This window comes from Endozoicomonas sp. ALB091 (assembly GCF_049310265.1).
Classification (GTDB): domain Bacteria; phylum Pseudomonadota; class Gammaproteobacteria; order Pseudomonadales; family Endozoicomonadaceae; genus Endozoicomonas.
This window is the reverse complement of the sequence record NZ_JBLYNQ010000008.1, coordinates 653,568-678,284: the sequence shown is the minus strand read 5'-3', so window position 1 is coordinate 678,284 and position 24,717 is coordinate 653,568. Positions and strand designations below refer to the sequence as shown.

At 50.9% G+C, this 24,717-nt stretch carries 27 protein-coding genes; 14 read left to right on the top strand and 13 right to left on the bottom strand.

What is annotated here, in order from left to right; all coding sequences use genetic code 11:
• Window positions 1–45 precede the first annotated feature (45 nt).
• Genes ACO6UX_RS19305 through ACO6UX_RS19285 form a run of 5 tightly spaced genes read right to left on the bottom strand, consistent with a single transcriptional unit; the run spans window position 46 to window position 3,214 of the window.
• On the bottom strand, window positions 46–357 hold the full coding sequence (locus tag ACO6UX_RS19305; protein ID WP_422449989.1) for an STAS domain-containing protein: 312 nt from the start codon (window positions 355–357) through the stop codon (window positions 46–48).
• Window positions 354–1,040, bottom strand: a complete 687-nt coding sequence (locus ACO6UX_RS19300; protein WP_422449988.1) for an MlaC/ttg2D family ABC transporter substrate-binding protein — start codon at window positions 1,038–1,040, stop codon at window positions 354–356. Before ACO6UX_RS19300 ends, ACO6UX_RS19305 begins: the two co-directional genes overlap by 4 nt.
• Before the next feature lie 51 nt (window positions 1,041–1,091).
• Window positions 1,092–1,556, bottom strand: a complete 465-nt coding sequence (gene mlaD, locus ACO6UX_RS19295; protein WP_422449987.1) for an outer membrane lipid asymmetry maintenance protein MlaD — start codon at window positions 1,554–1,556, stop codon at window positions 1,092–1,094.
• A gap of 14 nt (window positions 1,557–1,570) precedes the next feature.
• Entirely contained in the window at window positions 1,571–2,365 is a 795-nt protein-coding gene (mlaE, locus tag ACO6UX_RS19290; RefSeq protein WP_422449986.1) for a lipid asymmetry maintenance ABC transporter permease subunit MlaE, read from the bottom strand.
• Window positions 2,366–3,214, bottom strand: a complete 849-nt coding sequence (locus tag ACO6UX_RS19285) for an ATP-binding cassette domain-containing protein (protein WP_422449985.1) — start codon at window positions 3,212–3,214, stop codon at window positions 2,366–2,368.
• A gap of 253 nt (window positions 3,215–3,467) precedes the next feature.
• Between ACO6UX_RS19285 and ACO6UX_RS19280 the strand changes: the two genes are divergently transcribed.
• From ACO6UX_RS19280 to ACO6UX_RS19250, 7 genes are all read left to right on the top strand, one after another.
• A complete protein-coding gene (locus tag ACO6UX_RS19280; protein ID WP_422449984.1) occupies window positions 3,468–4,430 on the top strand; it encodes a calcium/sodium antiporter in 963 nt (320 codons plus the stop codon).
• 104 nt (window positions 4,431–4,534) lie between these two features.
• A complete protein-coding gene (locus tag ACO6UX_RS19275) occupies window positions 4,535–5,509 on the top strand; it encodes a KpsF/GutQ family sugar-phosphate isomerase (protein WP_422449983.1) in 975 nt (324 codons plus the stop codon).
• A gap of 21 nt (window positions 5,510–5,530) precedes the next feature.
• Entirely contained in the window at window positions 5,531–6,169 is a 639-nt protein-coding gene (gene lptC, locus ACO6UX_RS19270) for an LPS export ABC transporter periplasmic protein LptC (RefSeq protein ID WP_422449982.1), read from the top strand.
• A 52-nt stretch (window positions 6,170–6,221) separates the two neighbouring features.
• On the top strand, window positions 6,222–6,767 hold the full coding sequence (gene lptA, locus ACO6UX_RS19265; protein WP_422449981.1) for a lipopolysaccharide transport periplasmic protein LptA: 546 nt from the start codon (window positions 6,222–6,224) through the stop codon (window positions 6,765–6,767).
• A gap of 64 nt (window positions 6,768–6,831) precedes the next feature.
• Entirely contained in the window at window positions 6,832–7,557 is a 726-nt protein-coding gene (gene lptB, locus ACO6UX_RS19260; RefSeq protein WP_422449980.1) for an LPS export ABC transporter ATP-binding protein, read from the top strand.
• Window positions 7,558–7,888: 331 nt separating this feature from the next.
• Window positions 7,889–9,523 carry an IS1634 family transposase gene (locus ACO6UX_RS19255; protein ID WP_422445567.1) on the top strand — a complete coding sequence of 545 codons (1,635 nt, stop codon included), beginning with the start codon at window positions 7,889–7,891 and terminating at the stop codon, window positions 9,521–9,523.
• A 373-nt stretch (window positions 9,524–9,896) separates the two neighbouring features.
• Window positions 9,897–10,787, top strand: coding sequence for a hypothetical protein (locus ACO6UX_RS19250; protein WP_422449979.1), 891 nt, complete (start codon window positions 9,897–9,899; stop codon window positions 10,785–10,787).
• Between the two features lie 112 nt (window positions 10,788–10,899).
• Here ACO6UX_RS19250 and ACO6UX_RS19245 read toward each other — a convergent pair whose 3' ends face one another.
• Genes ACO6UX_RS19245 through ACO6UX_RS19225 form a run of 5 tightly spaced genes read right to left on the bottom strand, consistent with a single transcriptional unit; the run spans window position 10,900 to window position 13,781 of the window.
• The gene (locus tag ACO6UX_RS19245; RefSeq protein ID WP_422449978.1) at window positions 10,900–11,847 is read right to left on the bottom strand and encodes a tetratricopeptide repeat protein; all 948 of its coding nucleotides are present in this window, start codon (window positions 11,845–11,847) and stop codon (window positions 10,900–10,902) included.
• A complete protein-coding gene (locus tag ACO6UX_RS19240; protein ID WP_422449977.1) occupies window positions 11,844–12,737 on the bottom strand; it encodes a type II secretion system F family protein in 894 nt (297 codons plus the stop codon). The genes ACO6UX_RS19245 and ACO6UX_RS19240 overlap by 4 nt, the downstream gene beginning before the upstream one ends.
• Window positions 12,716–13,132, bottom strand: a complete 417-nt coding sequence (locus tag ACO6UX_RS19235) for a hypothetical protein (protein WP_422449976.1) — start codon at window positions 13,130–13,132, stop codon at window positions 12,716–12,718. Before ACO6UX_RS19235 ends, ACO6UX_RS19240 begins: the two co-directional genes overlap by 22 nt.
• A 52-nt stretch (window positions 13,133–13,184) precedes the next feature.
• Window positions 13,185–13,394: a hypothetical protein gene (locus ACO6UX_RS19230; protein ID WP_422449975.1), complete on the bottom strand. Its 210-nt coding sequence runs from the start codon at window positions 13,392–13,394 to the stop codon at window positions 13,185–13,187.
• 36 nt (window positions 13,395–13,430) lie between these two features.
• Window positions 13,431–13,781 (bottom strand): ATPase, T2SS/T4P/T4SS family, encoded by a 351-nt coding sequence (locus ACO6UX_RS19225; protein WP_422449974.1) that lies wholly within the window; start codon window positions 13,779–13,781, stop codon window positions 13,431–13,433.
• 111 nt (window positions 13,782–13,892) lie between these two features.
• Here ACO6UX_RS19225 and ACO6UX_RS19220 point away from each other — a divergent pair, with 111 nt between their 5' ends.
• The gene (locus ACO6UX_RS19220) at window positions 13,893–14,183 is read left to right on the top strand and encodes a hypothetical protein (RefSeq protein ID WP_422449973.1); all 291 of its coding nucleotides are present in this window, start codon (window positions 13,893–13,895) and stop codon (window positions 14,181–14,183) included.
• An 89-nt stretch (window positions 14,184–14,272) separates the two neighbouring features.
• Here the strand turns inward: ACO6UX_RS19220 and dcuC are convergent, their stop codons facing one another.
• On the bottom strand, window positions 14,273–15,643 hold the full coding sequence (gene dcuC / locus ACO6UX_RS19215) for a C4-dicarboxylate transporter DcuC (RefSeq protein ID WP_422449972.1): 1,371 nt from the start codon (window positions 15,641–15,643) through the stop codon (window positions 14,273–14,275).
• A 309-nt stretch (window positions 15,644–15,952) separates the two neighbouring features.
• Between dcuC and ACO6UX_RS19210 the strand changes: the two genes are divergently transcribed.
• From ACO6UX_RS19210 to ACO6UX_RS19200, 3 genes are all read left to right on the top strand, one after another.
• Window positions 15,953–17,416, top strand: a complete 1,464-nt coding sequence (locus ACO6UX_RS19210; protein WP_422449971.1) for an RNA polymerase factor sigma-54 — start codon at window positions 15,953–15,955, stop codon at window positions 17,414–17,416.
• Between the two features lie 376 nt (window positions 17,417–17,792).
• Window positions 17,793–18,107 (top strand): ribosome hibernation-promoting factor, HPF/YfiA family, encoded by a 315-nt coding sequence (hpf, locus tag ACO6UX_RS19205; RefSeq protein ID WP_101748939.1) that lies wholly within the window; start codon window positions 17,793–17,795, stop codon window positions 18,105–18,107.
• A 27-nt stretch (window positions 18,108–18,134) separates the two neighbouring features.
• A complete protein-coding gene (locus tag ACO6UX_RS19200; RefSeq protein WP_422449970.1) occupies window positions 18,135–18,584 on the top strand; it encodes a PTS sugar transporter subunit IIA in 450 nt (149 codons plus the stop codon).
• 138 nt (window positions 18,585–18,722) lie between these two features.
• Here the strand turns inward: ACO6UX_RS19200 and ACO6UX_RS19195 are convergent, their stop codons facing one another.
• Complete coding sequence (locus ACO6UX_RS19195) at window positions 18,723–20,051, bottom strand: hypothetical protein (protein ID WP_422449969.1); 1,329 nt, start codon at window positions 20,049–20,051, stop codon at window positions 18,723–18,725.
• 411 nt (window positions 20,052–20,462) lie between these two features.
• On the opposite strand from ACO6UX_RS19195, the gene rapZ reads away from it, so the two are divergent.
• The 3 genes from rapZ (at window position 20,463) to mgtE (ending at window position 23,088) form a co-directional block, all read left to right on the top strand.
• Window positions 20,463–21,320 (top strand): RNase adapter RapZ, encoded by an 858-nt coding sequence (rapZ, locus tag ACO6UX_RS19190; protein WP_422449968.1) that lies wholly within the window; start codon window positions 20,463–20,465, stop codon window positions 21,318–21,320.
• Window positions 21,320–21,589, top strand: a complete 270-nt coding sequence (locus ACO6UX_RS19185; RefSeq protein ID WP_101748935.1) for an HPr family phosphocarrier protein — start codon at window positions 21,320–21,322, stop codon at window positions 21,587–21,589. Before rapZ ends, ACO6UX_RS19185 begins: the two co-directional genes overlap by 1 nt.
• A gap of 140 nt (window positions 21,590–21,729) precedes the next feature.
• Complete coding sequence (gene mgtE, locus ACO6UX_RS19180) at window positions 21,730–23,088, top strand: magnesium transporter (RefSeq protein WP_422450549.1); 1,359 nt, start codon at window positions 21,730–21,732, stop codon at window positions 23,086–23,088.
• Between the two features lie 228 nt (window positions 23,089–23,316).
• Here the strand turns inward: mgtE and pmbA are convergent, their stop codons facing one another.
• Window positions 23,317–24,678, bottom strand: a complete 1,362-nt coding sequence (gene pmbA / locus ACO6UX_RS19175) for a metalloprotease PmbA (RefSeq protein WP_422449967.1) — start codon at window positions 24,676–24,678, stop codon at window positions 23,317–23,319.
• Between the last annotated feature and the right edge of the window lie 39 nt (window positions 24,679–24,717).

The following is a 24,717-nucleotide window of genomic DNA, read 5'->3' as shown; positions in this document are numbered from 1 at the left end:
CAACCGCAGTAGGACAGTCTTAAGTCCGACAGGCTCCTGGCTGCGTCAGTTTTCCAGGCCGTTCACATTATTCAACAATGGCTGAATACCACAGACTTCAGCCAGTGCCTCCAGTTCATGAGGCATGCCAACAAATTCGATAGACGTTTGCTGTTTTTTTGCCAGCCGGATCCAGGAGAGAAAGACCGATAAAGCAGAGCTATCGGCCTGGGAGATACCGCTCAGGTCAATTTCCCAGTCGTCACCGCCAGAGGTCAGTAACAAACGGGCACCCTGCTCTTCAACAACAGCGGAGGTGGTGAAATTAACCACACCATTCAGGGTAAACCGGCCAGGTGCTGCCACTGCCAGGGTCATGACTGCTTGCCCGCAGCGTTGTTCTCCGTTGCTTGACCCTGCATGATTTCCGGCCAGTGATCCACAACATACTGGAGATCATTGTACTTGCTCATGGCTTCGGCAAACTGATTACGGAACTGAATGCCAATATTGATACCATCCACAATGATATTCCTGAGTTTCCAGCGCTCATCCTGATACACCATGGAATAAGAGATGGCCACAGTACCGGAGGACGTTTTGACCGTCATATCCACGGGAACCAGCCGCGCCTTGCCTGACCGGTAGGCATTCAATACGGTATCCGGTACCGCATCAACTTTCTCAATGGTCAACCGGGTATCATCAAGCTTCAGCAGGGCCTTGCCATAGAAGCTGATCAGACTGTCTTTAAACGTCCTGGAAAACTGTTCAATTTGCCCGCTTTTAGCACGGCGGGAGTATTTACCCATCACCCCCCGGGCAATGGCGTCGAAGGCCACGGAAGGTGATAGCTGGCGATCAACCTCGGCAATAAAGGCAGCATCGTTTTTTTTATACTCATGAATATTTTTTTCAAAGGTTGCCAGCAGCTCCCTGGTAATGTTTTCCACTTCCTTCTGAGGTGACTCAATGACCTGCTCAGCAGCGATGACCGCTGAAGACCACTGAAATAACAGCGCCACCAGGAAAGCCAACACGTGTCGATTACCTTTCATCATCCATTCCATCCGCTAGCCAGAGAAGGCTTCTCCGGGTTTGTTGACCTTTCGTTACTCACTTTTATTGACCGTACCCAGAAGAAACTTACCGATCAGCTCCTCGATAATCAGCGCTGACTGCGTGTCTTCAAAACGCTCACCATCTTGCAGAAACGCCTCGTCACCACCAATGCTGATACTAATGTACTGCTCACCCAATAGCCCTGCGGTGACAATCGATGCCGTGCTATCGATAGGTATATTATCGATTTGCTGATCAATATCCATAACCACCCTGGCCATGTACGTCACTTTATCCAGCTCAACACTTTGCACTTTGCCAATGGTGACACCGGCCATGGATATTTTGGAACGGGGTTTCAGGGCTCCGATGTTATCGAAGTAAGCATGCAGCTCATAGGTTTCACCGCCGGTTTTCAGGGACAGGCCACTGACCTTTACCGCCAGCAGCACCAAGGCCAGCATGCCCGCCAGCATAAAGGCACCGACACTGATTTCTAACGTTCGTATCCGCATTTTATGCTCTCTCCTTAAAGCTCACCAAACATCACTGCGGTCAAAATGAAATCCAATCCGAGAACAGCCAGTGAGGAATAAACCACCGTTCTCGTGGTTGCACGACTGATGCCTTCTGAAGTGGGAACGGCATCGTACCCCTGAAAGACAGCGATCCAGGTCACCACAACCCCGAACACCAGGCTTTTCAACATGCCATTGCCCACATCATCGACAAAATCAACCGACTGTTGCATGCCACTCCAGAATGAACCTTCATAAATTCCCAGCCAGTCAACGCCCACGATGACGCCACCAAGAATCCCGACCAGGCTGAAGATCGCCGCCAGCAACGGCATAGAGATAACCCCCGCCCAGAAACGTGGGGCAATGACCCGTTTTAACGGATCAACACCGATCATTTCCATACTGGACAGCTGCTCGGTCGCTTTCATCAGCCCGATTTCAGCGGTCAGGGCAGAACCGGCACGCCCGGCAAACAGCAGTGCCGTCACCACCGGCCCCAGCTCACGTACCAGGCTCAGGGCCACCAGCTGACCAACAGATCCCTCTGAGCCATAGCGAATCAGAATACTGTAGCCCTGCAAACCAAGAACCATACCAATAAAGAGACCGGAAACCGATACAATGATTAACGACAGAAAACCAACGTTGTAGAGCTGCCTGACCAGCAGCGCGCCACGTCCAGAGAACCCCGCCCGGGAAAAAATCGCCAGAAACAGAAAAATACCGGACCGCCCCAGGGACTGCACATGACCAAGACCTGACTGACCAAGCTGGGCCAGCCGGTCCAGAACATCAAGTTTCATTTATACCCCCGGAGACAGTAAGTCGCTTTGATAATCATCTGCAGGAAAGTGAAAAGGAACAGGCCCGTCGGGCAGCCCCTGCATAAACTGGCAGACCCTGGCATCCGTTGAACTTAACATCTCCTCAGGGGTGCCGGAACCAATCACTTCACCATCGGCGATCAGGTAGAGTACATCCGCGATGCTGGCCGTTTCATGAAGATCATGGGAAACAATGATACTGGTGATGCCCAGCGCCTGGTTCAGCTTACGAACCAGCTCCACCAGCACGCCCATGGCAATCGGGTCCTGTCCGACAAAGGGTTCATCATACATCACCATTTCAGGGTCCAGGGCAATGGCCCTGGCCAGGGCAACGCGCCGACTCATACCTCCGGATAACTCACTGGGCATTAATGACCATGCACCGCGCAGCCCCACCGCATGGAGCTTCATCAGTACGATATCACGGATCATGGTTTCCGATAGCCGACTGTGAATGCGCAGGGGGAAGGCGACATTCTCAAAAACGGACAAATCGGTAAACAGTGCCCCGCTCTGGAACAGCATGCCCATTTTACGACGCTGAACAAATAACTGATCTCTCGTCAGATCAGCCAGATCCTGACCATCCACCACAATCGAGCCCCGGTCGGGTAGCAGCTGACGGCCAATCAACCGTAGCAGGGTCGTCTTGCCGGTGCCTGAAGGCCCCATAATACCCACCACTTTGCCACGGGGTATATCCATATCGATATTTTTGAAGATCGCCCGGGAACCTCGATAAAAGGTCAAACCCCGAATCTCGACAAAATTATCGGTACGGTTTTCGTTGCTGTGTTGTTCACCTGAGGAGATGGAATTCATCATTGGGTTCGCAGATCCCTGCAACAGACAGAATGTAAAAGTCTTCCAGTTCCGATATTATGACCTGTTTCACACTTTAATTGCACCTTCCAGTACATCAATTACATTGAAACCATGTACCAGACAACTACAGACAAATTATATCGGAGGAATTTTCTGCTGACAGGATCAATTCAGAGGGGAATGCAGTTGCATTGTCTGCCTGATTTTCCCTACACTTCCTTCCTTTATATGAATTCTTGAGAACTCCCCCGGAATGAGTCCTGCCATTTATGCCATAGCAGCCATTATTGTTGGCTTCATACTACTCACCTGGAGTGCAGACCGCTTTGTTGGCGGAGCTGCCGCTACGGCAAAAAACTGGGGTATATCCCCCATGCTGATCGGCTTGACCGTTGTCTCCATCGGTACATCTGCGCCAGAAATTCTGGTATCGCTGATGTCTTCTCTCCAGGGACACAACGATATTGCGGTTGGCAACGCCATTGGTTCCAATATTGCCAATATGGGGCTGGTGCTTGGACTAACCGCGCTTATCGCACCACTGCCGGTCAAAACAGCACTGGCCAAACGGGAAATACCCTGGCTGTTACTGGTCACGGTGATTGCCGGTGCCTGCCTTGCCAACAACTACCTTGGGCTTATAGAAAGCCTGGTGCTGCTCAGTGGCCTGTTCGTTACCCTCTATCTGATGGTGACCTGGCAAAAATCCCACCCTGAAGAACCTCTGGCAGAGATTGAAGAGATCGAAGAGCTGCCTTCTGGCAAAGCGTACCTGGAACTGGTGGGCGGACTGGTACTGCTGCTGGTCAGCGCCGAGATTCTGGTTTGGGGGGCAACGGAAATCGCCACTTTGCTGGGTGTCAGTGAGCTGATCGTTGGTTTGACGGTTGTCGCCATTGGCACCAGCCTGCCGGAGCTGGCCGCATCGGTAGCCAGCGCCCTGCGCGGCCACCATGATATTGCCCTGGGCAATGTGGTGGGCTCAAACATCTTCAACCTGCTGGCCGTTCTGTCAATGCCCGGACTGGTTCGTCCCGGAGCCATCAGTGAATCCGTTTTCTCCCGGGATTATACCGTGATGCTGGCATTTACCGTTCTGCTGGCGGCCATGGCCATCGTCGGTAAAAAACCCAAAACGCTGGGACGTTTTACAGGTATTATCTTTCTGGCAGGGTATGCCTGCTATGGCACATGGCTGTACGTACAGACGGTTTAAACCGGAGCTGAACGCTCCCTTCCCCCTGAACTATTTTATCCCGGAGTCTGAAAGGTTATGCTTTGCCACAACATCCTGACAGCTCCTGCAAAGGCTTTACTGAAATGACCTCTGACCAGAATTTTATTGAAATTGGTCGTCGTACCATCCAGATCGAAAAGGATGCTATTGAAGCGTTGCTGCCTCGTGTTGGTGAAGACTTCAGCAATGCCTGCCGGTTAATGCTGGAATGCCGGGGCCGAATTGTCGTGGTGGGGATGGGAAAGTCAGGACATATCGCCCGTAAAATCAGTGCCACCCTGGCCAGTACCGGTACACCGGCGTTTTATGTCCATCCCGGCGAAGCCAGCCATGGCGACATGGGTATGATCACCGCAGACGATGTGGTGCTGGCTATCTCCAACTCCGGTGAAACCGGCGAAGTCATCACCTTGCTGCCGCTGTTCAAACGAATGGGTGCTGCGCTGATCAGCATGACCGGCAAACCCGCGTCCACCCTGGCGCAAGCCGCTGAAGTGAACCTGAACACAGGGGTTGATAAAGAGGCCTGCCCACTTGACCTGGCACCCACATCCAGCACCACCACTCAACTGGTTATGGGTGACGCGCTCGCCATTGCGCTGCTGGAAGCCCGTGGCTTTACCGCAGAAGACTTTGCATTTTCCCACCCCGGCGGAGCCCTGGGTCGCAGGCTGCTATTGAAAGTGCAGGATATCATGCATGACGGCAATCGAATCCCGACGGTGAAAAAAGGCACACGCCTGGGTGAAGCGCTGCTGGAAATGACCCGGAAAGGTCTCGGCATGACCTCCATTATTGATGACAACAACGTGGTCGTTGGTGTCTTTACCGACGGTGATCTTCGTCGTGCACTGGATCACGGGGTTGACCCCCACAACACGACCATCGACGAGGTAATGACCATCAAGTGCACCACCATTACCCCTGATATTCTCGCCGCTGAAGCACTGAGAATTATGGATGATCGCAAAATCAATGCGCTTATCTGTGTTGACCATGAGCGGCATGCTGTTGGTGCCATCAATATGCATGACTTGCTGAAAGCGGGCGTGGTTTAAACGCTTTTTATCAGGCTCAAGGTGTTTATCAGGCTCAAGGCTATTTATCAGCTCAAGGCTGTCAGTATCGGAACCCGGATGACCTATCGCAATCATCTTATTATCGCTGCAATCCTGCCAGTGCTGGCCGCTGGCTATTGGACCTACGACGGTGCAATAGTAACGGTCAGTGCCAGCCCTTCGGAAATCATCCGCCAGGATGCCGACTACTTTCTGGTGGATGCCCTGGTTAAGGAGTACGACGCTACCGGAGCGCTGCAATACCAGTTGCAGTCGGACAGCATTACCCATTACCCCCACAATGACAACACACTCCTGAAACAACCTATCCTGACTAACCTCAGTGACAGTGGACAACTCACTGTGTCAACGTCAGAGAATGGAAAATTACTGCCCGGTGGCAAAGATATTGAACTGTGGGATAATGTCGTGGTTATCCAGAGCAGCCCGTCCGTCAGGCAACAGGGCTATGAGCAAAAACTCAGAATGGACACCGATTTCCTGACCATTGCGACGGATAAGGAAATTGCCGATACCGATCGCCCTGTGCTGATTACCAGCGACATCGGAGAGACCCGAGCCATTGGGATGACCGCATGGTACCAGCAGGGAAAGATTCAATTAAAGTCCAGAGTACGGGGAGTCTATGAGACTGAGTAATCTGATTATTCACACAATCATTGATATCTCCCTGTCAGGGAAACGATAACCCATGACACGACTACCAAAACCAAAAGCACTCCTGAACAAACAATGGCTTGTCGGGCTATTATTTGTCCCATTTATGGCCATGGCCTTACCCGCTGATCGCCAGCAGCCCATCCAGATCGATTCAGACACGGCTGACATTGATAATAAAAAAGGGGTGTCTGTGTATCGTGGTGATGTGGTCATGACCCAGGGCACCACACGCATCACCGGTGATGTTATTACCATCTACACCCGGGATCGGGAGTTGACCAGGGTCATTGCCCGGGGCAATAAGGCCAGGGCTTATTATGAAGAGCTGCAACCCGGTGAACAGGGAATCGTCCAGGCCTGGGGCAACACCATTCGCTACGATGTGGACAGTGACCAGATTGAGCTGATCAAAAATGCCCAGCTCTCCCAAAAGGGAGACACCTTTACCGGCGAAAAGATTGACTACAACCTGACACTGCAGACCGTCAATGCCAAAGGCACGCCCAGTCAGGGAGACAATGGCCGGGTACAGATGGTGATTCAACCCCGTCAGGAAAAAGCGGCCAGCACGAAATAATGGAACGCGGGCAGCGTTCTAAACGACACACTTTGTTTTCACACTCAGGTTAACAGACAACCGGATGGCAATCCTCAAGGCAGAACATCTTAGCAAAAGCTACAAAGGCAGAGAGGTGGTGAAAGATGTCTCTCTGCAGGTTAACAGTGGTCAAATCGTTGGCCTGCTGGGCCCTAATGGTGCAGGAAAGACCACCTGTTTTTATATGATTGTCGGGCTGGTGAAAGCCGATGGCGGCAAAGTCAGCATTGATCAGCAGGACCTGACCTTTCAGGCCATGCACCACAGGGCCCGTGCCGGTATCGGTTACCTCCCCCAGGAAGCCTCTATATTTCGTCGTCTGTCCGTGCGGGACAATATTCTGGCCATTCTGGAAACCAGAAAAGACCTCAATAAACAGCAGCGCGCCGAGAAAATGGAGTCGCTGCTGGATGAGTTCAATATTGGCCATATTCGTGACAGTGCCGGCATGGCGCTATCCGGCGGTGAAAGAAGACGGGCAGAGATTGCCAGGGCCCTGGCCACTGACCCGACCTTTATTTTGCTGGACGAACCTTTTGCCGGCGTTGACCCGATCTCCGTTGGTGATATCAAGTCCATCATCCGTCATTTGCAAAACCGGGGTATCGGGGTACTGATCACCGACCATAACGTCCGGGAAACACTGGATATCTGTGAGAAGGCCTATATCGTCAGTGAAGGGCATATCATCGCAGAAGGCGACAGCCATACGGTACTGTCCAACCAGACGGTTCGTGACGTTTATCTTGGGCACCAGTTCAGCTTGTAACTCTGTGTTCCCAGCCGCAGCCAGTACATCATTGCGGTGAGTTTGATGCGTACAATCTCCGTTCATCCTTAGCGCCCTTCGACTCCGCTCAGGACGAACGGAGTTTGGGCGTCATTGATAGAGACCCATCAAACACATTGGAACAGTGTACCCGCACATTATTCCAATGCGTTTGATGTGCAAAATCTCCGTTCACCCTGAGCGGAGTCGAAGGGTGATTGGCACAGTCTCTATTAAAGGCATGGTGTTTACGCCTGCCTTTCACCACCCCGATTGATATTTTCCTGAAATCTGTTGTCAAAGGATTGATCAGATATTCAGGAACGTCGACATGTTGCCAGTTCAATACCAGTTTAAGAACCTGAACCACCTTGGCTTGGTTGCCGCTATGTGTCGGGAGCTAAGGATAGCCGAATACATCGATGCGCGTATAACTAATGACTCCGATGTGCGTCATGTCACTATAGGACAAGCGGTGGTCGCAATGATCATCAATGGGTTGGGGTTTACAGGGCAAACTCTGTATATGTTCCCTGAGTTTTTTGAGGACAAGCCGATTGATCGCCTCATCGGGGAAGGCATACAGCCCGAACACTTGAACGACAAGGTACTTGGTCGGGCCCTTGATAGCCTGTACGACGCTGGCGTCAGTGACTTGTACCTGAACCTTGCCGTTAAGGTTGTCAATCATCTGAAGCTGCCCTGCAAGGCATTGAATCTGGATGGCACCAGCTTTCATGTGGATGGAATCTATAACAGTCATGAAAATCCTGATGACTTGAATTGTATCCATATCTGCCGCGGTTACAGCCGTGACCACCGACCTGACCTGAATCAGGTGGTCTTGCAGTTAATGACCGAAAATGAGGCAGGTATTCCAGTGTTTATGGCACCTGCGAGCGGTAATGTAAACGACAAAACTTGTTTTCAGGAAATTATCAAAAATCATCTGTCGTGTTTCAAGGAGACTTTGAATAGCCGCTATCTGGTCGCTGATGCCGCCATGTACGTTGCTGAAACCCTTCAGTTGCTTGACGAGCAAAAGCAGCTGTTTATCTCCCGTGTGCCCCTGAATATCAAGGGTGCAAAGGAGCTGGTCGGCAAAGCGCCAGCCATGTCATTGGAGCCGGTTGAAGGCTATGAAGATTATTACTCTGCTGAAGTGCCTTCCTGCTATGGAGATGTTAAACAACGATGGTTCTTGTTTCTCAACAAAAAGCGCAGGCTGGTTGAACAGAAAACACTGACCCGAAAGATGCAGAAGCAGTCACTGAAAGAAGCCCGTGATCTGGAAAAGCTGGGAAAAAAGGCCTTTCTGTGTCGGGACGATGCATTGAAGGCTTTTGCCTTATGGCAGAAACAATCGAAACTCTGCCAGAGTGCAACGGAGCCTGAGGTTACCGGTAAACCCTGTTATTCGGGCAGGGGACGGCCATCGCCGGATAGCAAGCCTGATCACTTCGAGTACTTTGTGCAGGCTGAATGCTTTGTTCCCTGTCAGAAAAGGGAGAATGCACAGGCCTCACTGGGTTGCTTTATCCTGGGCACCAATGAATTGGATCAGAATTGCATGAGTGCGACGGAGCTATTGTCTACCTACAAGTCACAACAACAGGTTGAGGGCGGCTTTCGATTCCTGAAAAGCCCGGACTTTCTGGTCTCTTCACTCTATCTGAAGAAAGCTGAGCGCATTGAAGCTCTGTTAATGGTGATGACACTGTGCCTGATGGTCTATGCTGCTATCCAGCACAAAATAAGGCACGAGCTGAAAAAACAGAGCCGAGTATTTCCAAACCAGAAAAAGAAGCCCTGCCAGAACCCAACGGCGAGATGGGTGTTTTTCTGTTTCCAGGGAATAAATGTCTTAACGGTCAATAATCAGGAGGAACATGTGATCGGTTTGAAGGAAAGACAATGGACGATCATGCAGATTTTGGGCAATTTTTACGAGTCGGTGTATTCCTGATAGGGGTGGTGAAAGGCAGTTACGCCCTTCGACTCCGCTTCAGGACGAGTTTGGGCGTCAATGACAGGGGAACCCATCAAATATGTACCAGGCTGTCAAAAACCCGAAAAAACAGCCTCAAGGTCGGTCTCTTTATTAAGAGAGTGGAAGCATTACTCTTTAATCACACTGAAAAACTTTTCCATGCAACGCAGGGTGCACCATATATACCCCTGCTTTTTTCTATCGATTGTTAATGCTGCTAACCGGGCTGTCATTATAGCCAGGGAAAATTTTCCATATCATATTCGAAACATATTTCCTTCTAATTATAAATGATGGATATATTGACTCCTTTCTATTTGATTGATTAATTGCCACGGAGGTGTTTGGTATGAATTCTCAGGAATGTTCAGTAGCAGCTGCCACTAAAATCGATTCATGGAAAGCTAGAATGGATGATGATCTACTCATTAAAGGCGTTGGTGAATTCAAAGGTGACAAAATAAAAGCAACATTTTATTCGGTGGAGGCAAAAAGATATTACGATGTTTATGTGTACGGCAGTGATGATAAAGACACATTTGTTAATATCATTGTTACAGCCAAAACAGACAGAAAAAATATTTTTAACCGTATGATTGGTGCAGTTGCTGACGCATTTAAACGATTGACTACCAGTGGTATGAAATTTAGCAAAACACGTTCATCCCAAATAAAGAAAGACCTTGAACCTGTTATTCTGGATAGGGCTATAGTTAATGGTAAAAAAGGGAGTGTTGATAAAAAGGCTATTGAAAATGGATTTAAAGCCGCAACCCAGCGTAAAATTAAATATGGTATTGATGATATTAACAATGATTCTCGCTTTATCCTGGCAAAATCTCTCCTTGAAAACTACGGTGATCCTTCTCTGCTTCATGAATTGCAGGGGGATCTTAATGCCAGAATGACAAAGTTACAACAAGACGCTGCAAGCTTTTCAGCATCGGCCAAGTCTCATCAGGATCAAATGATATTTGATAGTTTTGGTAAAGTTATAAATCTGACTGACTATGCCGTGACTGAAAACAATAACGCAAGAGAACGCGAAGATGATGCTGAAGACAGGATTGATTATAACTTGAAGAGACAAAATCGCTACAACTCCAAGCTCATTCAAACTGCCTGCACTATCTTCCAGGTTGATGAAATGTTGATGAAAATTCAAGATTCTATAGACAGTAAACAGCCAATGATTCAACACCCACGTCCGTATGTTTACAGCACAATGTACCGCGCATGAAATTGAGGCGTTTGCAGGCTGGCTCAATTCGAGCAAAAAGGAACCCTGATGTCGAATGTTGCGCCAGCCTTGCAAAGTACAGAAACACGACAATCGTTCAATTGCCCCGGCATTAACCTTCCTGCAAACGGGCCAGGTTCTGCCAGGCTTCGCGGTAATAGGAGGGGGATAGCTCAATGGCCTCCCGGAACAGGGCCTCGGCCACATCCAGCCTGTTATTGAGCATCATCAGATAGCCCACATCATTGCGGGCCTGTGCTTCGCCCATTACAGGCTCCAGCACCCGAACAGCTTGATTTGGCTGATTCCGCCGGGTCAGCACCAGGGCCAGGTTGTGCCGGGCCAGAGGGTAATCGCTGCGGAGGCTCAGCGCCTGACGAAAATACGCCTCGGCCTGATCCAGTTGCCCGGTCAGTAAATAAGAGTAGCCCAGATTATTCAGCAACATTGCCTGGCCGGGGGCCATCACCAGCGCACGACGATAGTAGGCTATTGCCGACCGGTAGTTCTGGTTCAGGTCTTCAATCACCCCCAGGCCATTCACGGCCAGCCAGGGAATGTATCCACCAGAACCACTCTCGGTCCCCACCAGGCCCAACTCCCACTGCTCAATTGCCTGGTTAAACAAGTCACTGGCATAACCATACTCCCGCTGCTCCAGCCGAATCAATCCCACGGCCTCCAGCGCCATAACATGATCTGGCTCTATCGCCAGCACCGTACGCCACGCCTGCTCTGCCAGTGCCTTATTCCCCTTCTGCTGATGCACCCGGGCAATTTTCATGGCAGCAACATGGGCGTTTTTATTCAGCTCTAATGCACGAATATAGTAAAGCAACGCCCGGTCACCATCGCCCCGTAACCAGTAACTGTCACCTTTCTCCAGGGCTTCACGTTCAGTACTGGCATCAGCAACCCCCAGCATATCGGCGGCCAGGGTGCCGTCGTAAAGCTCACCCCGGTCGCTGGTTTGCTGGTCTGACTGCATGCCGACACAGCCGCTGATCAGAAACGCCAGAGCAAAGACTTTAATTGTTTTCAAGGTAAGTACATGAATCATCCCGCAAATGCCTCCAGCATACGCAAAATCGTCGGCCCTACCACCACCACAAAGAAGCCCGGCCAGATACAGGTAACCATGGGAAACACCAGTCGTGTACTCACTTTTGCCGCCTGCAAGTCCGCCCGATGCAAACGGATTGCCCGAAAATCCTGGGTATAATCCCGCAAGGTATCCGACAGGTTGGCACCGTAACGGTGCGCCTCGATCAACGTGCCCACCAGCCCTCGCACCTCCTGCAATCCGGCCCGTTCGGCAAACCGGTGCAGCGCCGCTTCAAGGGTGACCCCAGCATTCAGTTCGGCAGAAACCCCGGCAACCTCACCGGCCATCAGAGGATGGGCCAGCCGCAATTCCGACTGCACCCGCTCCAGCGCCCGGGGCAGGCTTAAACCGGCGGAGAGACAAATAAGCAGCATATCCAGCAACTGAGGCATTCCGGCAATCAGCTTTTGCTGTCGCCGCTGTCGGAACGAATCCAGTAATTTCGAGGGCAGAAACAACCCGAAGGCCGCCCCGATCATGGCCACCAGCTCGGGGTATTCCGGCAGATCACCGGGCAACCAGGGGTGCAGCAGCAGTAACAGCACCCCGAACACCAGGGCCAGCAATGCCTTGAGCGCGTGGTAGACCAGGGATGCCTGTTCCTGATCAAACCCTGCCTGTAATAAACGTCGACTAACACTTATTTGCTCTTTTTCATCCGCTGGCAACAGATACTTGCGGGCCGGTGATAACCACTCCATGGAGCGGCTGCCAGCCACAGCGGACACAGCCACCGGGGCACCCTCCGGCACCATCGCTTTTGCAGGCCTTTTCAGCCTGGAGATCAATAAATACGACACAAGACCAATGGATAACGCCACCATCAACAGGCCAATACCCCGCACCAGCAGCAGTTAGTCCAGCATCTGCTCAGGGAGAGCACCATCACCAGCGGCCAGCCAACATCCAGCATCAGTAAAACCGTTATGGAAAGCAGTGCAATGGCCAGGCAGATGCCCATCAGTTCCAGTGCACGATTCCCTTTACCGGCTTGCAGTAGCAGCAGATCCAGCCCAGCCAACAGAGGATGTTGTTCCACCTTTTGCAGCCAGGGCGGTAACTGCTCCACATAACGTCTGCGCAGCACCTGGTGCATCGGCTGATCGCCCCCCATCTGCTCAAGATGGTGGTGCAGCCGCTTCTGCAACTGGTGTCGTGGACCCAGCAGCAGCACAGCAATACTGACCATAAAGACCGCCATAAAGGTCATGGCCAGCAATAGACTTAATGAGCCAGACATAACCAGTCCCTCCTCTGTTTATGATCTTTCATGGCACTGCCCATGACATCGTTCATGATAAAACCCCTTCAGCAAAAATCTTATCGTCACAGCCAAGCCCACGGGCTTCCAGCTTGTCCATAAAGAGGGGCCGATAGCCGGTGCTGATAAAATCACCAGCAACACCTTTTCGTTCTCCCTTACCAACGTGATCCACACCCGCCCCTGAACGCTCAAACCGGCTGATTTCCCGCAGGACAATATCCCCATGCGTTATGCCCACCAGTTCCTGAACACTTACAACACGACGAACGCCGTCTTACATGCGTTCCAGCTGGATAATGGCATCCACTGCTGAAGCGATCAGCTCTACCACGACATCACCATCCAGCCCCATACCACTCATGGCCGCCATACTCTTCAGTCGTCGTACGGCATCCCTCGGTGAATTGGCGTGCAGTGTGGTCATGGAACCGTCATGGCCGGTATTCATGGCGGTCAGCATGTCGATAAACTCAGCCCCCCGCACCTCGCCCACCACAATCCGGTCCGGTCGCATCCGCAGACTATTGCGCACCAGATCCCGCAGGGTCACTTCTCCCTCCCCTTCAATATTTGGGGGGCGACTTTCCAGCCGCACCACATGGGGTTGCTGTAAAAAATAGGACACCCATAAATTTACCTCTGGAAAGCGGGCAATGAAATATGCGTGTCCTTGAATTTTTTTAAACTGAACTTTTTTGTTTCTTGCCTGCCTTTTTTGCCTTAAGCACAAATACACATGGAAATTATGAATCTATTTTTCGATTACCCGATTCAGTTCTCAACAGCGTTAGTGGTTCTGATATTAATGCTACAAGGTAAGCGGTTTCTCGCAATGTATGTTTTTTACGGTGTAGCTGTTCTATTGTACGTTGTTAAGGCGGTAGGTTTTGACCAATTCTTAGCCGGAGTATTTGTTGGAGTTTTTGCTAGTGGAGAAAAGGACACCCACTTTTATCTACCAAGTCAACTCACTGCGGCTTTTGAGACAACCCAGTGTGGAAAAGCGTTGGTACCCATGCTGCACTGAGCGGGATGTCGGGTATCAGGGCTTTCCTGAACTAGAGCAACGCAGGATCATATTAAAAAAACGCCCCCGCCAGGCGGGGGAGAAAAGGATCAGACAAACAAAATCAGATGCAGCGCCATACCAACCACAAACGCACCAATCATCGGTACCGAGGTTCTTTTCACCACTTCAAACGGTGAGATTTTGGCAATACCGGCACAGGCCATAATGACCGCCGAGATGGGGGACATGGAACGGCCCATGGAAGCGGCAAAGTTCATGGGCAGCAGCATGGCCACCGCAGGCACACCAAAGCTTTTGGCAACTTCTGGTGCCAGGGTGGCAAATGACAGGAAGGCTGCATTGCCAGAGCCCATCATAATGGCCGCAACAGCAATCAGCATGGCCATAAACAGCGTCATACCGGCAGCACCGATACCCAGCCCCTGGGCAGAACCGAGCAGGGAGTCAATGGCACCAATATGTTTTAACCCTGTGGCAAAAATTTCAGCACCGATAATCAGACCTACCACCGGACCAAAAACAGCACCCATACCATTGAGGAATTGATCAAAGCCATCAAGGGACTGTTTCATTTTCCGGGTACGGATCACTTCACAGAACATGCCGGCAAATACGCTGATCAGCATGGCCATGACCAGGTTCATTTTGATGGACGACACCATCATTTTGGAAAAGATCAACAACAGGAAGAAAGGAATCATGGGCAGCAGCGCATATGCCGGGGCCGGGTCTTTCTTGTCACCGTCTGTATGTTCGATGCCCTCGCCCACATGCTCGGCAACCCTGTAGCCATCTTTCAGGTCACACCGACGCTGCCAGACAAAGTGCAGGGCCGCCGCCACCAGCGCCATGGGGACGGTGATCCAGGCCTGATAATCCAGGAAGTATTCGGTAATTTCCAGTCCGGACTGGCTGGCGGCAAAGTTGGCATTCACCTGGGTGACACCGATTTCAAACGCCGCCGGAGAAGCGATCACGGCAACCGCTGAAGCCGGGCTTAAACCGATATTTCTCAGCACCGGATACAGCGTCACCATCAACAGCAAACCGAGACCCGTTGCCGAGGTGACGAACATTTGCAGCACAACACTGAGCAGATAACACAGTGCCAGTACCATATAAGGTGAGCGAAAACGGCTGATGGGCTTAACGGCCAGTCGAACCAGCGCTTCTGAGGCACCGATATGGGACATGTAGCTGGCAAAACCACCACAGGCCATGATGGTCAGACCCAGGCTGGCCATGCGGAAGCTGAATACCGTGTTCATCAGTTGAAACAGGTCAAAGGGGATAAAACCGGTGGCCTTGGCCGCTGGCAGAATGTCTTTTATCCCCATCAACGCGGCGGCACTTAGCAGGACAATACCGGCAATAGCCAGCGAGGCTGATGCACTGTAGTTCTTCACGATGGCGTATATAACCAGTGCAACTACGGGTATGACGATGAGTATATCCACAGGGGAATCCTGAAAATGGCTAAATTTCGCGCAGGTTATTTCTTGAACTTTTGGTTGTAAATGACCAATGTCAAATAATGATCGGGTAGTTTTTTTTAACCATTCTGACAGTCGTTATGACCGAACTTTAAAGGCGGAAAGCGCTTATAAGCCACACAAAAACACACGTAATTTCATCGTATTCAATCTTTGCACATTTTTTGCTAAAGCTATGGTTTCAGAAACGTCTATGGGTTTATAATCAGCCGCACATGGAGAGTAAGCCTCTGCAGCCTCCACGGACAACGAAGTAAAGGTATACGGTTGCCTATGAAGCCTTCCTTACAGCTCAAGATGGGCCAGCAGTTGACCATGACGCCGCAGCTGCAACAGGCCATCCGGCTGCTACAGCTATCGACCCTGGATCTTCAGCAGGAGATTCAGGAGGCCCTGGAGTCCAACCCCATGCTGGAGTCCGACGATAGCCAGACAGAGGACACCGCCAGCAGCACTGAAGGACGGGAAGAGCTCGTTGATCTGAGCGAAAAAGCCTCAGAACCTGAGCCTCAGGAGATGGCGGAATGGTCAGACAGCATTCCCAATGAACTGCCCGTGGACTCCGCCTGGGACGACGTGTATTCCAGCCTGCCGGCCAGCAGCGGTGACGATGATTATGACCCCCTGGCAAAATCCTCCGCTGTGGAGTCACTTCAGGATCACCTGGAATGGCAACTGGATATGGTGCCCATGAGCGACCGGGACCGGCTGATTGGTCTGGCGATCATCGAGGCGGTTAATCCGGATGGGTATTTAACCTGCACGCTGGATGACCTGTTTGTCTCTCTTCAATCCCAACTGGACGATCTGGAGATTGAAGAGATCCATGTGCTGCAACACCGGGTGCAACAATTCGATCCGGTGGGTTGTGGCAGTGTTGACCTTAGAGAGTGCCTGTTGGTTCAACTTCGTCAGCTGCCGCCCTCAACACCCCATTTCAACAATGCAGAAAAACTGCTCACCCGTTACCTTGAGTCCCTTGGCACCCGTGATTATGCCAGCATCATGCGTCATGCCAAACTGAAAGAAGACCAGCTGCGAGAAGCCCTCAGCCTGATTCAGAGCTTCCACCCAAAACCCGGCAGCACCATTGATCAGACAGAAGCCGAATATGTGGTTCCGGATATATCCGTCCGGAAAATCAGGGAACGCTGGACGGTGGAACTGAATTCCGACGCCCTGCCCAAACTGCGTATTAATAATAATTATGCGTCCATGGTTCAGAGAGCCAATAACAGCCGCGACAATGTGTTCATGAAGAACCATCTGCAAGAAGCCCGCTGGTTTTTGAAAAACCTGCAAAGTCGCAATGAAACATTGATGAAAGTGGCGAGCCAGATTATTACCTATCAGCAGGAGTTCCTGGAAAAAGGGGATGAAGCCATGAAACCCCTGGTGCTGGCGGATATTGCCGAGGCGGTGGGGATGCATGAGTCGACGATATCCCGGGTCACTACTCAGAAGTACATGCATACTCCCCGGGGTGTTTACGAGCTGAAGTACTTTTTTTCCAGCCATGTCAGCACCACGGAAGGGGGGGAGTGTTCCTCCACGGCCATTCGGGCCCATATCCGCAAACTTATTGCTGAAGAGACACCGCGCAAGCCCCTCAGTGACAATAAAATTGCAGCGATTCTGGGGGATCAGGGCATCAAGGTAGCAAGGCGCACCATTGCCAAATACCGTGAGTCCATGAATATTCCGCCATCCAATGAGCGTAAGCAGTTAGTGCCTTAGTACATCATTTTGAGGAGTTTGATGTGTGCAATCTCCGTTTACCCTGAGCGTCCTTCGGCTCCGCTTGGATGCACGGACGGAAGGTGATTGGCACAGTCTTTATTCAGGGCATGGTGCTTACGCCCTTCGACTCCGCTCAGGACGAATGGAGTTTGGATGTCATTGATAGGTATTGATAAGGGACGCCCATCAATCACATTGAAACAGTGTTCCGGAATTTTTTACACAAGCTCCGTTGATACACCGTTCAAAAAGCAGTTTTTTTTGTCTCAGGGCATTCCAAGCTGCACCGACAGTGATAGAATCGAACTCAGCCAGTACGAAAAATCCCGCGGACTGGTGATTATCTGGATAATGGGATTCAGGAGAGCGTTACATGCAAGTCAACATCAGTGGGCATCATGTCGAGGTAACAGAAGCTCTGCACGACTATGTGATCAAAAGACTGGAGCGTCTTGGTTCACATTTTGACCATATCACCAATGTACAGGTGACCCTGAGCGTCGAAAAGCTGGTGCAGAAAGCAGAAGCCGTTTTGCATACCCGCGGGGCCGAGATTAATGCCACCGCCGAGCACGAAGACATGTACGCAGCCATTGACCTGCTCTCGGACAAGTTGGATCGGCAGCTGGTTAAACGAAAAGAGAAAGCCCTGGACAGGCAACAGGGTGCCAGTGGCCATGCCCTTTGATTTATCAGGTTGCCATTCTTATTCAGCATGATTATTCACCGCATCCTAACCCCCGAGCGCACCCTTGACGGGGTGCACGGGGCCAGCAAAAAGAAAATCCTGGAATTTATCGCTGAACGCATCAGCAGCGATGCCCCCGAAATCAATGCCAAAGAACTGTTTGAAGCGCTGGTTGCCCGGGAGCGTCTTGGCACCACCGGACTGGGTGATGGCGTGGCTATTCCCCACTGTCGTTGCAAAGCCTGCCCGGAGCCTATCGGTCTTTTTATACGACTGGCGGAACCGGTTGATTTTGATGCGGTGGACCGTGAGCCCGTTGATCTGGTATTCGCGCTGATCGTGCCAGAAGGCGAAAACCAGGAACATCTTGAAATTTTAAGGACGCTGGCCGGGCGATTTCATTCTGCCCTGACCCTTCAGAAAATACGTTCGGCTACCAATACGACAATGCTCTATCGTACTATGAGTGAACAGTGAATAACGTGACAAAAAAGGCCATCATAGGTAATGATGGCCTGAAAGGTTCAACTGATCACAATGCTCTTATCTTTTGTTGTTAACACACTTCTTTGAGTCCCGGACAAAATGCATTGCGGCTTACAGGGTTTTAGCCAATTACCGTTGAACCTTAAGTTGCTCATCAAGCTCACGAATTGCTGCATACCTGTCGGCCTTTGGATCTTCTTTAGTGACTGGCGAAACAGTTGATGGAACAATCGGGGTTTCAGACACAGGGCTTTGAGAATCCTGTCGCTTATGATCCTCGGCCATTTTGATGTCCCTGGCCTCTTTGGCCTTCTGCACTTCAGTAGACTCTTGCTTTCGTGAAAAGTTGTAGGCCACCCAATCTTTGCCATACTTTAACCCAGGATTTATTAATTTATTTCTATATGAAGCCTTTTTTTCCTTGGCAAAATTTTCTTTTGCTTTGTTGGCTTCAACCTCAGCTCGTTTCTTTTCAATTTCAGCAATGTTCTCCAAGGCTTTTTTATCTCTTTTTTCAGCGAAGACAGTACTCGCACGGTGAAGCCCGGAAAGATCGTAACTATCCTGCCCGGAGCAAGGCGAACTCTCTGCGGTACGTGGTGTAATCGGTGCAACAACACCTCGTAAGCGTTGTACAATCTTAAGATCATGAAGCATTTTAGCCCTGTCAGGCTGAAGGGCCAGCCCTCTGGCTTTCATCACATCAACTGTAGCAATTTTAGCTTCAAGCACTCTTTTGACACAATCAGCAACAGGTGTAGGTTTACGCTTGCTTTTGACAACATCAGCCACCACTGCAGCTTCATCCTGGCTTATGACGGTATCAGCGACAGCTTCATCCTGGGTATTGACGGTATCAGCGACAGGTTCAGATTTATCCTTACCTTTGATTGCCTCAACAATAAATTTCAGACCGGTATATTTGTAAACAACTTTGACAACTTTAATTGCCCAGTGCTTCAGCTTTTTGAAGAAGCCACAGGAGCTGTCTTCAGAGCTTTCCGAATTTGTCTGAGGAACAGGTTCCAAAGCCGGTTCGTCCTGCATGACCTCCACCTTGGGACTGGTGTCGCTTTCTATGGGGCTTTCCTGTTCTGTCTGGACAACAGAATCAATAACCGGTTTGATATTCTGCATAGCATCAGCCTTGCGCTGAAGGTAGGCCATGTGGCTTTTGGCCAGTTTATCTTCGGCTTTATCCCGACCGCCAATAACAAATATTGGTTTTGGCTGACCATCTTCAAACTTTCTTTCCAGTGGCCTTACCATGCGGTTATAGAACCTGCCAAAATCATCAGGTACCTGATCTTTTTCACGCGGACCCGGAACTGGAACTGGTTGAGAAGCTTTTTCAGCTAATGGATGTTTAGTCGTTTCAACTAATTGACGTTTAGTAGTTTCAACTAATGGTTGATAAGTAATTGCGAGAAATTGTGGTTTAGTCAGTGGTGCGTCCATGATGTTACTCCTTTAACAAGATAGGATTGTTTCATATAATTAAGAGAGATTATTTAATTAACCTCTCTCACTGGTTTACTTGTGATTTAAACTCTAGGATTATTCTCCCATTAAATGAATGACAGCACTGTCAGAAGCACTAACAGAGTTTCCCGCACTCATTAGAATCAGGAAAAACCAATAGCCTGACCCATATCCCGCACCCTGATAGAATCCCGCAACCAGACGCTGTCAGCCATTAAACACATTTTGATTAACAGGATTGCCAGCAACTCCGGATACCCTGGCCATCGATTTGCTTTTTCCACCTCAGGTCAACGGTATCCGGTAGGCTTCTTGATCAAAAGTTGCTTTAATAGAAGAAGGGTCAGCTTTCAATACCTACACGCTCAGAAGCATAAAGGAACAGCTATGAAACTTATCATCATCAGCGGGCGCTCCGGTTCTGGAAAAAGTTCAGCTCTGCACACCCTTGAAGATGAGGGTTTTTATTGTGTCGACAATCTTCCGGCCAGTATGCTGAACCAATTACCGGATACCCTGAAAGGCCATCATTCAACGCCCCCCAGGATGGCCGTCAGTATTGATGTCAGAAACCTGCCCGGAACTCTGGATAACTTTCCTGATCTGCTGAAGTCCCTTCGGAACAAAGGCATCCATTGTCAGGTACTGTACCTGGACACCGACAGCGAAAAGCTGGTCAGCCGTTACAGTGCCACACGCAGAAAGCACCCGCTCAGTAATGACCAGACATCGCTCAGAGAAGCCATCGCGTTAGAAAAAAAGCTGCTTACGCCGGTGCTGATTGAGGCAGACCTGAAAATCGACACCACATCGCTCTCTGTTCATCAGATGAGGGACATGATCAAACAGGAGTTCTGCGCTGATCACAAAAGCGGTGTGACGGTTCTTTTTCAATCGTTTGGCTTTAAAAACGGAATTCCTTCAGACGCCGACTTTATCTTTGATGTGCGCTGCCTGCCCAACCCTTTCTGGGACGAATCCCTGAGAACATACACAGGTCTGGACCAACCGGTTATCGACTTTCTGAAGGATGATCCCCTGGTGGTCGAAATGGTTGAGGATATCAGTGCCTTTATCGAAAAATGGCTTCCGCGCTTTGAGTCAGCCCAGCGCAGTTATATGACGATTGCCATCGGTTGCACTGGAGGGCAGCACCGCTCAGTCTATATTGGTAAAACACTGGGCACCCTGTTTACCAGTAAACTGGATCGGGTTCAGGTTAGACACAGAGAGCTTCACGAATAATGATTACCTATCGAAAAAAAATCATTAACAAACTGGGCTTGCACGCCCGGGCGGCATCCAAGTTTGTTTCCACGTCATCGGCGTTTGCCAGTGAGATCGAAATCGGATTCAATGGGCGCAAGGTGGATGGCAAGAGTATCATGGCGGTTATGATGCTGGCGGCAGGACAGGGTTCGGAGCTTGAGCTCCTTTGTGACGGCCATGATGAAGAGGCCGCCTGCCTTGCCCTGTGCGAGCTGATTGATGACCGCTTTGGTGAAGAAGAATAACAGACTCCCCCTTTGCGGGGAGTAGCCACTGCAATTACCATAGAGACCATCTTTCATTTTCCCTGACCATCCGGCCTTTACCGGATGCGCAGAAACTGTTCATGCAGATCATTCAGGCAGATCATTTCAGGCAGACAATAATGGCGCAGCAACTGCAATTGAGCATCGGTGAAGCCGAGCTGAAAAAACTTAATGATGCTCTTGAGCACGGTGTCTCTGCAGAATTGCGCACCATGTTGAACACCTTGCCCCCTGCTGATACCGCGCACTTGCTGGAGTCCTCCCCACCAAAGTTACGCAGCCTGTTATGGCGGTTGATTGACCGTGAACAGGAAGGCGACGTGCTGCAGGAACTGAGCGAAGACGTTCGCCAGTTCTTCCTTGACCAGATGAACATTGCCGAACTGAAAGCCATTACTCAAGGTCAGGATGTTGATGACATCGCCGACCTGCTGCAGCAACTGCCAGATACCATCACCCGACAGGTGCTGGATTCCATGAACAGTCAGGACCGCCAGCGGGTTGAGGCGGTTCTGGCCTATCCGGAGGATTCCGCCGGTGGCTTGATGAACACCGACACCATTACGGTGCGCCCCAATAACACCGTTGATGTTGTGCTCCGTTACCTGCGCCGTCATGAAGGCATTCCGGATGGCACAGACAGCCTGTTGGTGGTCAATCGCCGGGATGAATACATCGGTCGCCTGCCCCTGACCTTGCTCCTGACAACCGAACCGGGCGCTACCGTCAGACAAGTGATGTTAACCGACCTGGACCCGATTCCTGCGGATATGCAGGATACCCAGGTAGCCCAGCTGTTCGAACGGCAGGACCTGCTCTCCGCCCCGGTGGTGAACGACAAGGGCAAACTGCTTGGGCGGATCACCATCGATGATGTAGTGGACGTGATCCGGGAAGAGGCCGAACACTCCATGATGAGTATGGCCGGTCTGGATGACGATGAAGACACCTTCGCCCCGGCACTGCGAACTGCACGACGCCGGGCGGTCTGGCTGGGCTTCAACCTGATTACCGCCTTTATTGCCGCCTCGGTCATTGGTCTGTTTCAGGAAACAATTGATAAAGTGGTGGCCCTGGCGGTGCTGATGCCGATTGTTGCGGGCATGGGAGGTAATGCCGGCAGTCAGGCCCTGACCCTGGTGATCCGGGGTATGGCGCTAGGGCAAATCAGTAAGACCAACCTCCGCTGGCTGTTAAGCCGGGAGCTGGTTGCCGGTTTTCTCAACGGGTTGTTGTGGGCAACCCTGGTGGCCACCATCGCCTGGTTCTGGTTTGATGATCCGATTATTTCCCTGGTGATCGCCTGCGCCATGGTGATCAACCTGAGTGTTGCCGTGGTCACCGGTGCGATGCTGCCGGTTTTACTGAAATCATTAAATATTGATCCGGCCCTTGCTGGCAGTATTATCCTGACCACGATTTCCGATGTGGTGGGGTTCCTCTCATTCCTTGGGCTGGCCACTGTTTTCTATGGGTAGCGTTTTGAACCACAAAGCACACAAAGAGCACTAAGAAGAGCTTTTCTTTTCCTTTGTGCTCTTTGTGTGCTTTGTGGTTCCAATCGCCGGGTGCCTTAAAGACCACGTATGACAAGGCTTTCACCCTTAAGTCAGTGCCATTGGTCCGAGAATAGCTTTTAAACATTGAACCACAAAAGCCCAAAAAACCTTTGTGCCTTTGTGGTCCCTTCTTTTGCCTTTTAGCAATCACTCACCCGCCAGCTTCATACTGCTGATCAGAATTGAACCGGTCTGGATATTCCCACGCCTGTCGACATCATTGCCCACGGCAACAATATTCCGGTAGATATCTTTCAGGTTGCCGGCAATCGTCACTTCTGACACCGGGAACTGAATTTCGCCATTGTCGACCCAGAAGCCACCGGCACCACGGGAGTAATCACCGGTAACGGTATTAACCCCCTGCCCCATCAGTTCGGTAACCAGCAGCCCGGTTCCCATCTGTTTCAGCAGCGCATCAAGATCGCCTGCATTGCTTTGTACAAACAGGTTATTAACACCACCGGCGTTGGCAGTACTGTCCATCCCCAGTTTGCGGGCAGAATAGGTGCTTAAAATATAATGCTGCAGCACACCGTCCGTAATAAAGTCCTTGGCATAGGTCGCCAGCCCATCATTATCGAAGCTGGCGGATCCCAGCATATTTTTCAGCAATGGTTGCTCGTGGATACGCATCCATTCTGGAAACACCGGCTTACCCAGGTGATCCAACAGGAAAGAGGCCTGTCGATAAAGGCTGCCACCACTGATCGCCCCGAGAAAATGGGCAATAAGACCTGAAGCCACCTCCGGTGCAAACAGTACCGGCACCTCGGCAGTGCCTACCTTTCTTGCTCCCAGTCGGCGCACCGTGCGTTCCGCCGCGGTCTTGCCAACCGCGACCGCTTTTTCCAGCTCGTTGGCATTACGGCTTACGGTATACCAGTAATCCCGCTGCATCTCGTCACCCTGCATACCAATCAACACCGCACTCAGGCTGTGGCGACTGGACACATAGCTGCCAATAAACCCATTGCTGTTGCCATAGACACGACAACCCTGATGGCTGGAGACACTGGCACCGTCGGAATTGACAATTTTATTACTGAACGCACGTCCGGCATCTTCACATTGCATGGCCAGATCAATCGCCTGCCCGGCATCGATTCCCCAGGGGTGATACAGGTCAAGATCCGGCAGCGCATCACCATCAGCCATTAACACGGGGTCAGCCAAACCCGCATAAGGGTCTTCGGACGCGTAACGGGCAATATCGCAGGCGGCTTTTACCGTTTCACGGATGGCCTTTGGGCTGCTGTCAGAAGTACTGGCAGAGCCTTTTCGTTTACCCAGATAGACGGTAATGCCCAGCCCCTGGTCACGGTTAAACTCAACCGTTTCAACATCACCCATACGGACGCTGGCCGACAGGCCGGCATCCATGCTGATGCCCACCTCACAGGCATCCGCTCCCTGTCTGGTGGCCTCTGCCAGAATATCACCGGCCAGTGTTTTCAGCCTGGTCTCTTCACTTCGTGGATCCAGCACTGCATTGGAAGGTTCGCCCATGATTGCACCTGATCTGTTGTGTTTATGCCTACGGAGGTT